At 70.1% G+C, this 12,489-nt stretch carries 9 protein-coding genes; all 9 read left to right on the top strand.

Annotation, left to right across the window (positions count from 1 at the left end; all coding sequences use genetic code 11):
• The first annotated feature begins 1 nt into the window (after position 1).
• The 9 genes from AB0C59_RS31360 (at position 2) to AB0C59_RS31320 (ending at position 12,453) form a co-directional block, all read left to right on the top strand.
• Positions 2–343 (top strand): hypothetical protein, encoded by a 342-nt coding sequence (locus tag AB0C59_RS31360; RefSeq protein ID WP_024126634.1) that lies wholly within the window; start codon positions 2–4, stop codon positions 341–343.
• Complete coding sequence (locus tag AB0C59_RS31355; RefSeq protein WP_024126635.1) at positions 340–903, top strand: hypothetical protein; 564 nt, start codon at positions 340–342, stop codon at positions 901–903. Before AB0C59_RS31360 ends, AB0C59_RS31355 begins: the two co-directional genes overlap by 4 nt.
• A gap of 42 nt (positions 904–945) precedes the next feature.
• Complete coding sequence (locus tag AB0C59_RS31350) at positions 946–3,549, top strand: ATP-binding protein (protein WP_363010603.1); 2,604 nt, start codon at positions 946–948, stop codon at positions 3,547–3,549.
• Positions 3,546–5,978, top strand: a complete 2,433-nt coding sequence (locus AB0C59_RS31345) for a hypothetical protein (protein ID WP_363010601.1) — start codon at positions 3,546–3,548, stop codon at positions 5,976–5,978. Before AB0C59_RS31350 ends, AB0C59_RS31345 begins: the two co-directional genes overlap by 4 nt.
• Positions 5,979–6,110: 132 nt before the next feature.
• Positions 6,111–6,746, top strand: coding sequence for a hypothetical protein (locus AB0C59_RS31340; protein ID WP_363010599.1), 636 nt, complete (start codon positions 6,111–6,113; stop codon positions 6,744–6,746).
• Between the two features lie 214 nt (positions 6,747–6,960).
• Positions 6,961–8,196 carry a peptidoglycan DD-metalloendopeptidase family protein gene (locus AB0C59_RS31335; RefSeq protein WP_363010639.1) on the top strand — a complete coding sequence of 412 codons (1,236 nt, stop codon included), beginning with the start codon at positions 6,961–6,963 and terminating at the stop codon, positions 8,194–8,196.
• Positions 8,197–8,418: 222 nt separating this feature from the next.
• Positions 8,419–8,904: a hypothetical protein gene (locus tag AB0C59_RS31330; protein WP_331724492.1), complete on the top strand. Its 486-nt coding sequence runs from the start codon at positions 8,419–8,421 to the stop codon at positions 8,902–8,904.
• Between the two features lie 31 nt (positions 8,905–8,935).
• A complete protein-coding gene (locus AB0C59_RS31325; RefSeq protein ID WP_363010597.1) occupies positions 8,936–11,422 on the top strand; it encodes an ATP/GTP-binding protein in 2,487 nt (828 codons plus the stop codon).
• Positions 11,419–12,453, top strand: coding sequence for a replication-relaxation family protein (locus tag AB0C59_RS31320; RefSeq protein ID WP_363010595.1), 1,035 nt, complete (start codon positions 11,419–11,421; stop codon positions 12,451–12,453). The genes AB0C59_RS31325 and AB0C59_RS31320 overlap by 4 nt, the downstream gene beginning before the upstream one ends.
• Positions 12,454–12,489: the final 36 nt, after the last annotated feature.

Raw genomic sequence — 12,489 nt, 5'->3', positions numbered from 1 at the left:
CATGCGCACTCTGGCAGCAGCCAACCCCGACCACGTCGTCCTCGCCGGCGACGTCCTCGACTGGGCCAACACCAAGACGGGGCAGGTCCGCACGCTGGTCCTCGCCGTGGCCGCCCTCATGGCGATCATCGCCGTGCTGATGGCCTGGTGGAAGACCCGGTCCTTCGTCGGCACCCTCGTCGCCTTCGTCCTGGCCGCCCTCGTGCTCTGGGGCATCAGCAACCTCAACGTCCTCAAGACCAAGGTCGGCTCCGAGATCGACGACACCGCAGCGTCGGTGTCCGTCGTCCACGTGACCGGCGACGCCCCCGCTCTGGCGGGTGAGGGCTGGCGGGTCTCGTGAGCGCCTCGGAGGAGGAGCTGATCGGGCACTCGTACACGCGAGCCCGTAAGCACCCCTTGGTCATCGGCAAGCTCCCGGGAGCCGGCCGGCTCCCGGGAGGGCCCTACACGATCACCCAGGTCATGACCATGGTGATCAGCTTCGGGCTCCTCGTCATGACCCGGGACCTGTGGGCCCACTTCGGCGCCATGAACTTCATCCTCATGGCACTGATCCCCTGGGGCCTGGCCTGGGTGCTGCGGTACGCGCGGCTCGACGGCCGGGACCCGGCACGCGCCGTGCGCAGCCTGCTCATCTACTCCTCCACTCCGGCCCAGGGACGTCTAGCCGGCAAGCCGCAGCGGGTCGCTCGACCGCGACTGGCGACCGCCACCTGCACGGTGCGCGTCCGGTCCGCCGAGCGGCCCGCCCCGGCGGCCGCCGCCCAGCCCGTCCCGGTGCCCGCTCCCGTGGCCAGGCGCACAGCCCGCCCGGTACCGGTGCCAGCCGCGGCCGTGGCGGCCCGGGCGGAACCCAAGACCGGGCTGCAGGCCCTGTTGGCCTCCCTCGACGAGCAGTGACGAACCGCGTCGTCATCACCACCAGCACAGAAGGAAGAACCCATGCGTCTCCCCGTCCGGCACATCAGCGGCCACCTCATCTGGACCACCGCCGCCACCGTGTGGGCGGTGTGGCGCGTCGACACCGAGAACTACACCCACGCCAGCAAGTCCACGAAGCGTGAGCGGCTGGACTCCCTGGAGGCCCTCTTCAAGTCCCTTCGGGGCGAGGCCCTCCTGCTCAGCCTGTGCCCGAGCGTCGACGCCGCGTCGGTCGTCACCCGCATGACCGCCGGCGTCGACCTCGACGCCTCCCCCGAGTACGTCGACCTGGCACTGAAGGTCCTCGACCAGCTCCAGGACCTCGAACTCACCGGCCGCGTCGACTTCCTCGCCGTCCCCCTGCCCCACCTCGACTTCAAGCAGAGCAGCCGGGCGGTCCTGTCCTCCCTCCAGGTCGAGGTCATGGGCGCACTCGGCCTGCCGGTCGCCCCGATCTCCCTCGCCGAGGAGCGCCAGCGCCTGGAGCAGGCCAACCGCCTGGCGGCCGGCTGGCCCTCCGGCATCAAGATGCGGCCGGCCACCGAGGCGGAGATCCTCTGGATCTACGGGCACAGCGCCCGCCGAGGCCTGAGCGAGCCGCTCCTTCCCGAGGACGGCGCACCGCGCGCCCTGCGCGGCCGCGGGCACACGGTGACCGCCCACACCCAGGTGATCCTGGACGAGGGCGGCCGCGGTACCCGGGCCTCCAAGGGCCCGACCAACCCCTTCAAGCGCCGCTACCTGCGCGCCACCAGCGAACACGGCGACTCCTACCAGGCGTTCTGCGTGCTCAGCGAGATGCCCGAAGCCTTCCGCTTCCCCGGCAGCGAGTATCTGGCGGCGCTGGACGAGTTCAACTTCCCCGTGGACTGGGCCGTCCGGCTGCACGTCGAGTCCGGCTCGAAGGCAGAGCCGAAGAGCCGGCGCCAGCAGCGCGAGCTCGCCCACCAGCGCGGCGAATACGACGGGGAGACCTCCGGGGTGCCAGCCTCCCTCGACAAGGCGTCCTTCGCCCTGGACGAGTACCGCGACCGGCTCACCGCCTCCAGCACCGAGGTCGAGATCCGCGCCACCGTCGCCACCTGCGTGTGGGGAACCACCCCCGAAGAGGCCGACGAGAAGGCGACGTCGCTGGCCAACCACTTCGGCGGCAACGACTACACGCTCGTGAGGCCCACCGGCGACCAGGTCGCGCTCTTCCACGGCATGCTGCCCGGCACCAAGACCCCGGGGCCGATGCTCGACTACACCCAGTACCTGCTGGCCAGGGACTTCGCCATGTCGATGCCGTTCTGCGGCGCCGGCCTGGGCGACGACTCCGGCAGCCTCTTCGGCCTCCAGCTCAACGGCGGCGGCGTCCGCCCCGTGCTCGTCGACTTCTCCCACGGCCCCCGCGTCAACGCCTCGGCATCCGCCGCGTTCGTCGGCGAGCTCGGCTCCGGAAAGTCCGTCGCGATGAAGTGCGCGATGTACTCGATCCTCACCACCGGCCACCGCGCCGGCCAAAGGAACTCCCGCGGCCGCGCCCTGGTCATCGACCGCACCCCGCAGCAGGAGTGGTCGCGATTCGCGAACGCCTGCCCCGGCACGACCCAGATCATCAACGTCGACGAGAACGCCGGCGTCTCCCTCGACCCCCTGCGCGTCTTCCGCGGCCCGCGCGCCGCCCGCTACACCGAGTCCTTCCTCACCCCGCTCCTGGACATCGGCTCGATGAGCATCGAGGGCATCACCCTCGCCGAGGCGATCGAGGCCACCCGGCTCGGGCCCAAGCCCAGCATGACCGCGCTGATGGACACGCTCGCCGACCGGGCCCGCACGCCCGACCCGGAGGAGCCGAACGACAACGCGGTCCGCGCCGCCGCCTCCGAACTCGTGCGCAAGCTGCGGTCGCTGGCGAAGAAGGACCTCGGCCGCGTCATCTTCGACCCCACGCTGCCGGTCGTACGGATCACCGACGCCGACAGCATCGTCTTCGCCGTCGACCGGCTGGGCCTGCCCACCAAGGAGGAGCTCTCCGGGCACCGCCTCCCGAGCCTGGAGGTCGAAAAGCGCTTCGGTTGGCGGCTGATGTACCTGATGACGGCGCTCTGCCGGGAGATCGCGTTCGCCGACCCGAACGAGTTCGCCGGCGTCTTCCTCGACGAGTGCTGGTGGCTCACCTCGTCCGCGGAAGGCTCCAACCTGCTGCTCGAGCTCATCGCCGACGGCCGCAAGCACAACGCCGGCGCCTTCGCAGGTTCGCACGACCCCTACGACATCGGCCCGAAGTCGGAGATCGGCGACAAGATCCGGGCGCTGCTGTCCCACATCTTCGTCTTCCGTCACCGCGGCAAGGCGCTGGCCGCCAGGTGCCTTGAGTTCCTCGATCTCGACCCGACCGACGAGGAGATGCTCAAGGTCATCACCGAGAACCTCTCCCCGCTCAACGTCAGCGAGACCGAGCGCGCCCTGCGGGCCGGCGAGGGCCTCTACCGCGACCTCCGTAAGCGAATCGCGGGGATCAAGGTGCTGATCCCGGCCGACGAGAACGCCGCCGCCGCGATCACCACGACGCCGGGGCAGGGTGCCGAAGAGGACGACGAGGCCGTGGAGTTCGCCGAGGCGGACGGAGCCCTCGCATGAGCCGCATACAGCGAAGGGGGATCAAGCGACGCCTCGGGCTGATCGCCGTCCTGATAGCCCTGTTTACCGTGGTGCTGGCCCCGGCGGCCACGGCAGACCCGTCGCCTTCGCCCAGCACCTCCGCGCCGGCTGCCGGCCCGGCCGGCAAGAACCTGAACCAGAAGCCGAAGGACGGCAGCGACGGCCTCCTCCAGCCGTTCAACGTCACCGACAAGGACGGCGTCCCGATCAGCTCCTACACCGTCAAAACGGATACCGGTGGCTGGAAGGACATCGACCTCAAGATCTGGAACATCGTCGCCCAGCTGCTCTTCGGCGTCTCGAAGTGGGTCATCGGCTTCACCTGCTGGCTGATCAAGTGGGCCCTGAACTTCGGACTGGCCAAGGTCATGGTCGGCCCCGTCGAGGACATCTCCAGCACCATCAAGAACCAGGTCATCGACAGGTTGGGGCTTCCCGGCCTGTTCCTGACGTTCGCCGGCTTCTACTGCGGCTGGCTGATCCTCTTCAAGGAGCGCTCACGAGGCTTCGCCGAGATCGGAGTCTCCCTCGTCGTCGCCGCACTGACCACCACAGTGCTCGTCTCGCCGGCCCAGGTGCTGCTCGGCCAGCACGACCAGGCTCAGCCGCAGGGCTCCACCATGCTGCTCTCGGAGGGGGGCCTGGTGGGGAAGTCGAAGGACTTCACTCTGGAGGTCGCCTCCATCGTGCTGGCCGACGACCCAGCGAGCGCCAAGGGCAGCGCCGACCCCAACAACGTGGCGAAGCCGATCACTGACGCCCTCGTGGAGGCGTTCATCGTCAAGCCCAACCAGCTCATGGTGTACGGGCAGACCTTCGACGGACAGTGCGACAAGGCGTTCCGCGAGTTCAAGCTCGCCGAGTTCAACCTCGACCAGCTCGGGATGAACTACTGGGACGCCGCGATGATGGACTCGATCTACGACACGAACTTCATCGGGCAGCTCACCGAGAACTCGAAGAAGTTCGAGGCCGCGTGCGGGGACGTGAAGCCCAAGGCCAAGCGGGCCTCCGCCGACCTCGCCTTCTCCGCTCTGTTCGTCGCGATCGCCGCCGTCATCGTGGCCATCCTCATGATCCTGGTCACCGGCACGTTCCTCACCGCGCAGGGCTGGCTGGCCTTCGAGGCGATCCGCGGCCACTGGGCCCTCACCGCCGGCATCCTGCCCGGCGGCGGCCGCGCCACCCTGTGGCGCTGGTTCTCCGCGATCACCAAGGCAGTCCTCGGCGTCATCATCTCCATCCTCTTCCTGGCGATCTTCATCCTGATCGTCCTGGCCCTCATCGACGCGGACACCGGCGACGTCCTGGCCGTCAAGTTCATCGTCATCGACGTCACCGCCGTCGCCGGTCTGGCCGGCCACAAGCGCATCAAGCAGACCGCGCAGAGCATCGCGGTCAACCTCAACCGCAAGCTCGTCAACGCCCGCGTCGGCGGATCCCGCCGCTCGGTGTTCAACAGCCCCGGCCGCTATGCCGAGACGGCCCCCGGCCTGAAGCAGATGTGGGGCGAGGCCCGCGGCGAGGCCCGGCGCGTGAGCAGGCCCGTCGGCCAGGGCCTGAAGGCCGCCAAGAACGCCTGGGTCGGCTCGCCGCAGGCCAACCGCAAGGCCAGCCGCCTGCGGACCGCTGCCCGGCTCGCCACCAACGCCGCCGCAGCCGTGGGCACCGGCGGCGCGAGCGCGGCCGCAAAGGTTGCGGCACAGCAGGCGGCCAAGCAGACCCTGAAGAAGCGGTTGGCCACGGCCGCCGCGAACAAGATGTCCCAGACCCGGGGCGGCAGGGCCACCATGGCCACTGGCAAAGCGGCCGCCGCCACCGCCAAGTACGGCGCGAAGGCAACGAAGTTCGCCTTCATGGCCACCGTCGGCGCGCCGGTGGGCATTCCCCGTGGCGTCGCCGCGACCAAGCGGGGCGCCGCTGCGGCCACCGCCCGGGCCGGGCAGGTGCGCGACCAGCTCAAGGCCGTCAAGGAACGCACCATCGACAAGAAGGTCCAGGAGGCGAAGGACTTCGGCGCCGAGTACAAGCGCAACGTCGCCACGGCCGGCAAGTTCGTCGCGAAGCAGGGCACGAAGGCGCAGGTCAACCTCGGCCTGGCACAGATCCAGTCGAACCCCAGGGCCGCGACTCCTCCCGGCCCGCGAGCCGGCGCCATCGCGCCGAAGACTCCTGGGGGCACGCCGACGGCGGCTGGAGCCAAGACACCCGGCAAGCCCGCGACCACGACAGCCGGCACGAAGACGCCAGGTTCGGTGAAGCCCCCGGCCGCCGGGCCGACTGCGGTGCCGAAGATGCCGACCCCGCCCACCCCTGCACCACCGACACCGCCGGCCAAGCCGTCTGGTCCGCCTCGGGCCATCCGGCGAGCCACCCGGCCGCCCGGGCCGCCCAGGCCCCGGCCGTAGCCGGGGCGCGGCCGGGACCTCCAAGGTCCCGGCCGCCCAGATCACCGCACCAGAACCACCTCACGGGGGACCTCCATGCCAAAAACCGATGCCGCGCGTGTACGTGCTCAGCGCGGGACGATCGCGCTGTTCGTGGCTGCGGCTGTCCTGGCAGCTGTTGGTGTCGCCCTGCTCCTCGGGCTCGGTGGAGGCGAGAGTCCCGCCGACTCCGGATCGGCTCCGCGTACGACCGCGCCATCCAGCGCAGCGGTCGGGAACGGCAAGGACGACACACCCCCAGCCGAGACCTCGCCCAATGCCGAACCGTCCGGATCTCATGACGTACCGTCCCCGGACCCGGACCCGGACCCGGCGCCGGTTCCAGCGCCGGTCGACGAGGTGGCCCGGGCCTTCACGACCGCCTGGGCCAGCCACGACGCCCGGCCGGGCCGGGACTCTTCGTTCGACGACGCATCCAGGCGCGCCGCCGCCTACGCCGCCGGGGACCTCGCCGAGGACCTGCGCACCCACACCAGCGGCAGTGCCGGCACGCAGCAGTGGCTGAGCTGGAAGGACCGCCAGATCCAGGTGACCGTGACGGTTCTGCGGGTGTCGCTGCCGGATGGAGCGCCTGCCCCCAGCGAGGACTCCAGCTTCGTGCGCGTGATCTACAAGCTGAAGGAGTCGCCGGCCAAGGGGCCCGCCACCGAGTCGGAAGAGCAGGTGGCCCTCAAGCTGCGCCGCGGCGCCGACGGCAGCTGGCGTGTCGTGGGGCTGCCCAATGTCTGAGCAGGGCGAGTCCAAGGTCCTGCGACGGGTGCTGATCGCGTGCCTTGTCTCCTCCCTGCTCGGACTCGGCCTGATCATCAGCGCCGTACTGGCCCTGTCGTCGGCGATCGGTGAGGACAACACGAGCGACGCACTGGAGAACGCGGGATTCGGCGGCGGCCTGTCGGACACCAAAGAGATACCCGACTGGCTGCGCCCCATCATCCTCGATGCCGTGTCGAGGTACGGCTGTGCGGAGGTCACTCCCTCGCTGATCGCCGCCCAGCTCTACCAGGAGTCCAACTTTCGCAAGAACCCGCCCGACGGCGGAGCCGGCGCGTTGGGCATCGCGCAGTTCATCCCCTCCACCTGGGCGACCGAAGGCATCGACGCCAACAACAAGGGTGGTGCGGACCCGCTGGACCCCGAGGACGCGGTTCCGTCGATGGTGGCCTACGACTGCAAGCTCGCTGATGAGATCCGCAGCGTGCCCGGTGACGTCGTCGACAACATGCTCGCCGCCTACAACGCCGGCGGGAACAACGTGAAGAAGTACGGCGGGATCCCGCCGTACGAGGAGACGCGCAAGTACGTCCGCGAGATCCGGGACCGGGCTGAGCGGTGGTCCGCACCGATGGACGGCAAGACGTCCGGTGGTCTGGCCAAGGTCGTGGCGGGCGCCAAGGAGGCCTACAACACCCCCTACGTCCTGGGCGGGAACTGCAAGCCCCCGTTCCAGGGCTCCAACGGGTGCGACTGCTCCAGCCTGGTCAAGTACGCCTGGAGCAAGGTCGGCGTGAACCTCCCCAGGGTGACGTACGACCAGGTCGACATCGGAACCAAGGTGAACGCGCAGAAGGACCTGCGTCCCGGCGACCTGCTCTTCTCGGGCGGCAGCGCCTCCAGCCCGGAGCACGTCGCCATGTTCATCGGCGGCGGGGAAGTGATCGACGCGCCGCATACCGGTGCCCGCGTCCGGATCAAGCCCCTCTCGTTCTGGAAAGACCGGATCTTGATCATGAAGCGGCCCAACTACACCGAGCCCGGCTCGGGCAGCACGTCGGGCTCGTGGGTCGCGCCGGTCGCCGACAAGCACATCGGCACCGGCTACCGGGTCTCGGGGTCGATGTGGTCGAGCGGCTACCACACCGGGGTCGACTTCCCGGTGCCCACAGGGACCGCGATCCGCGCGGTGGGCCCGGGCACCGTGGTGACGGCCGGCTGGAACAGCGCGTACGGCTACCAGGTGGTGATCAAGCACGGGGACGGCAAGTACTCGCAGTACGCGCACCAGTCCTCGCTGAACGTCTCCGTGGGCCAGAAGGTGAAGGGCGGCGACCGGATCGGATACTCCGGGGCCACGGGCAACGTCAGCGGTCCGCACCTCCACTTCGAGATCCGCACCGGACCGGAGTACGGATCGGACATCGACCCGCTGGCCTACCTCCGCGGTCACGGCGTCGACATCTGACCTTCGGTCGGCGTCACGTGCCCCTGCAAGGGGTCGTGACGCCGACCGAGGCAACACCGCGAAGAAATTCGGAGCGGAGTGTCACACCGAGCCGGATCCCGACACCTGTAGCAGGTGAAAGGCCCGTTTGCTCTTTGGAGGTGCCGCCGTGCTCCCGACTCCCCCCGTGCCCGCTCCGGCCGCCGCGGCGCCGCCGCGCGCCTCGTCCTCGGGCGGTGGGCGGTGACCACGAACGACCTCGTCGACGGCGCGATCGGCTTCATCGGGGATCTTCCGGGTCACGCCGAGCGGCTGGCGGACTCGGTGATGGCCAACGCCTGGTGGGTCGCGCTGCTCGCCCTTGCTGCCGGCGGCGGCGCTGCCGCAGTCCGCTGGGCCCTGTCCCGCGGCCCGATGGCCAAGCGAACGGCTCTGGAGGTGCTGCCGACCACGGGCTTCGACCCGAAGCCTGAAGAGGTCATCCGCTTCGGGCACCAGATGGCCCGCGCGCACAAGAGCGTGTCGCGCTGGCTCGTCTCCTCGACCCGCACCAGCGCCCTCCGTGTCCGCTTCACCTGCTCCAACGGATCGCTATCCATGAGGGTCGAGGGCCCGGACCGAGCGATGTCGGTGCTGCGCCACCAGGGCTACGCCCAGGTGGAGATGCGGCCGGTGGAAGCCGACGGTCGGGCTGCGCGCGAACGGCCGCAGATCCGGCTCGGCTCCTGACGCCCCGAAGCACACCACAGACAGGTAGATCATGACCATCGCACCAGACACGACCGTCGCCCCGCCGGTCGACCTCGCCAAGCCGGCAACAGACGGCCGTGGCAGGCCGGCCACCCGGGAGATGCACTACGCCCGCGCCGAGCTCGCCCTGGCCCTCCCCGACCACCTCGCCCTGCGCGAAGTGCCGCTCACCCCGGATCCGCTCGAGGCCCTGGCCAACGCGGTAGCCGACGTCCGCGAGGACCTCGGTGAGAGCGCCGACGTCGTCCTGGACCTCGTGCCCGTTTCCCCGAACCGTGTCAGCAGCCGCCGCCGGCGCCTGCTGGCACAGGCCCGCCGCAACCCTTCCGACGGGCCGGCCATACCCGGCATGCCCCAGCAGCGCACCAACCGGTTCGGCTTCGACCTCGGCGCGGTGATGTCCGAGATCGCCGCCGAGATGAAAGGCAACCAGGGCGGCGGCGCACGGCAGCGGCAACACCACCAACAGCGCACCACCTACCGCATCACAGACATGAAGGCCGCCATGGGCAAGCTCGTCCCCGGGGCCGAGCCCGTCTTCTCCATGCAGCTGCTCGTGCGCACCTGCGCTCGCGACGAGTACCGGGCCCGGATGCTGCTGGACCAGGTCCTCGCCGCCCTGGAGCCGTGGTCCGGCGACAACCACCTGCGCCCCGTCGGTCTCCACCTCGGAGTCACCCGCGTCCGGGCGGACCACTGGATCTACCGGGGCAGGTTCGACCGCCGCTTCGAGACCGGGCTCTTCGTACCGCGCCGGCACTCTTGGGTGACCGCCCAGGAGATCGCCGGGCTGCTCAAGCCGCCCACCAAGCACAACATGGCTCCGAACATCGCCCGCTCGGGTGGGGTCGTCCCGCCGCCGCCCGCAGCGCTGCCGACGTGGACGGGACAGCGCGGTCTGCTGCCTCTCGGGTGGGTGGCGAAGGCCGGCGGCGGGGAGCGCCTTGCCGGTGTCCCGCTGAAGTACCTGCTCTTCGCCCTGTTCCTCGGTAAGTCCGGCTTTGGAAAGACCGAGATGTCGCTCGTGCAGGCGATCGCGATCGCCCACGGCGGGTTCGGTGTGCTCTTCCTTGATCCCCATGGTGACGGCTGGACCCGTGCCCGGCCGTACCTGGCGCACAAGGAACTGGCCGACCGGATTTGGGAGATCGACCTCACGAGCCCCGAGCTCGACAAGATGGTTGGCTCCTGGAACCCGCTGTCGATGGAACGCCGACGCGAGTCCGAGATCCCCGACATCGTCCAGTACATCGTCACCGGCTTCGCCGCGGCGTTGAACTGGTCCGACTCGGCCGGACGTGCGAAGACCATCCTCACGCGCGCGGTCGAGTCCTTGGTGTACCTGTCGTGGCATGTCTGCCGCGCCGGCCGGCCTGACCTGGCGCCCACGGTCTTCCAGATCCGCACGATTCTCACGGACGCCGTCTGGCGGACCAACGTGCTGCAGTACCTGCCCAAGGACATCCGGGACTTCTGGGAGAACGTCTTCCCGGGCTACAGCAAGGAAGCCATCCCGGTCGTCACGAACATCATCGAGCGGCTGTCCTCCTCCAACGCGATCAAGGCGTTCCTCGGGTCGAGCCGGTCGACCTACGACATCCGGCACGCCATGGACACCGGGAAGATCGTCTTCGTCTGCCCCGCGGGCACCGGCGACGTCGACCGCATCATCAGCTCCCTGCTGATCTACGACCTCTTCCGGGCCGGCCTCTCGCGGCGGGACACCCGGCCCGACCAGCGGCGCGACTTCTACACCTTTATCGATGAGCTGACCAGCGTGGACGGCGCATCGAAGGGCACCCTCGCCCAGATCACCGAGCAGCTGCGCAAGTACAACGTGAAGTTGCTCGCCATGACGCAGATGGCGCAGCGGTTGAGCGCCACCACCAGGCAGGGCCTGCTGCAGAACCTGTCCATCCTGTCGACGACCGCGTCCGACGTCGACGAGGCGACGCTGGTCACCCGCCGCTGGGGCAAGAAGGTCGCTCCCGACACGGTCGTCCAGCTCAACCGGTACAGCTACGTGATGTCCGTGACGCTCGAAGGCGGCACGACCGACCCGTTCCGGGTCCGCGGCGCCTCGGTGGAGGACTTGTACGGCGACTACTACCGGCCGCAGAACGAGGAGCGGCTGGCGCGGGCCATCGACGAGAACCTGCAGCGGCGCTCGGTCCGCGACATCCTCACCGACCTGCGCCGCCTGGACTCGCGGCTGCGCCGGTTCATCGTCACCCTCCCGGTTCCGCCGGACGACGACGAACCGGTCGGCGCCGATCTGCCGCCGGACGAGCCCGACTTCGACGAGGCCGCACCGCCTGACCCCGAGGGCCCGGACGGACCGGTCGACGGCACCGCGTCCGGCAGCGGGGCGGCAAGGCCGCGCGTCCACGACAGCGAAGGCACCGTCATCAGCGGCGCGGAGACGGACCCGGCCGAGGAAGCCCCCGGCAACGTCCGCCCGATCAACCCCCACCAGAACCAGTCGAGGCTCGGATGACTCTGCCCCCTGTCGAAGCGGCCGCCGCGGCGGCGCCCACGCGTGGCTTCGCGTCACCCACGCGCAGCTTCCATGCGATCGGCGGCGAGGTCCTGGAGTTGCTGTACCAGCACCGGGTGCTCTCCACCCACCAGCTGCACGTGCTGCTGACCCTGCCGGAGAAGCGGCCGGCCCGCCCCGTGTACCTGCGCTGGCAGCTCGGCGAGCTGCTCCAGGCCGGGCTGGTCGACCGGATCCGGGCCCAAGGGCCCGGCGGCCGCGGGCGGGTGCAGAGCCAGCCGTTCTTGTGGTTCCTCACCGAAGCCGGCGCCGAGTCCGTCGAGGAGGCCGGCGAACTGCCCGCGCGGCCGTACCGGGTGACGCCCGAGTCCGTCGCCGGTGCCCGGCAGGCGCACACGCTCGCGGTGAACGAGGTCGGGGTCGCCTTCGTCGAGTGGGCGCGTCGGCTGGGACACGAGTGCGGGCCGCTGGACTGGACCCCCGAGGTCGCCAACCGGATCCGCGACGGTCAGCGCCGCTTCGAGGACGACCACGTCATCAGCGACGCCGTCCTCAACTACGTGCACGTGGAGAACGGGCGGCGCACCATGCTCAGCTTCTTCGTCGAACTCGACCGCGCCACAATGACCTCGGCGCGGCTCGCCGCGAAGCTGCAGGCGTACGGCCGACTGTACGAGTACGTCCCGCAGGGCGCGGATCGCACGCGACGCAGCCCGAACGCGACCAGGCCGGCGTGGATGTACAACTACCCGGTCTTTCCCCGGGTCCTGGTGGTTCTCGACGCGGCGCCGCCGAAGGCCGGGGAGCCGGACCGGCGCCCGCAGCGGCTGGCCGCGCGCACCGAGGACCTCTACACGCGCGCCGGTGCCGACGTCCGCCTCAGCCGCCTCAAGGGCGACATCAACATCGGCGTCACCACCTTGCAGCAGCTCCAGGAGCACGGGCCCTTCGCCCCGATCTTCACTCCGCTGCTGCGTGGCACTCCGGCCGCGCGGCCCGGCCCCACCGACCTCTACCTCGCCACGAAGTGACCGGCCGCTCCCCGCGGCCTTGAAGGAAGCAGCGCC

This window comes from Streptomyces sp. NPDC048664 (assembly GCF_040650555.1).
GTDB lineage: Bacteria > Actinomycetota > Actinomycetes > Streptomycetales > Streptomycetaceae > Streptomyces.
The sequence above is the reverse complement of the archived record's forward strand: the minus strand, read 5'-3'. Positions and strand labels throughout refer to the sequence as shown.

Excerpts from the sequence above, each read along its gene's own strand:
- AB0C59_RS31360 (WP_024126634.1), top strand. The coding sequence starts at position 2 with ATGCGCACTCTGGCAGCAGCCAACCCCGACCACGTCGTCCTCGCCGGC.
- AB0C59_RS31350 (WP_363010603.1), top strand. The coding sequence starts at position 946 with ATGCGTCTCCCCGTCCGGCACATCAGCGGCCACCTCATCTGGACCACC.
- AB0C59_RS31345 (WP_363010601.1), top strand. The coding sequence starts at position 3,546 with ATGAGCCGCATACAGCGAAGGGGGATCAAGCGACGCCTCGGGCTGATC.
- AB0C59_RS31320 (WP_363010595.1), top strand. The coding sequence starts at position 11,419 with ATGACTCTGCCCCCTGTCGAAGCGGCCGCCGCGGCGGCGCCCACGCGT.
- AB0C59_RS31325 (WP_363010597.1), top strand. The coding sequence starts at position 8,936 with ATGACCATCGCACCAGACACGACCGTCGCCCCGCCGGTCGACCTCGCC.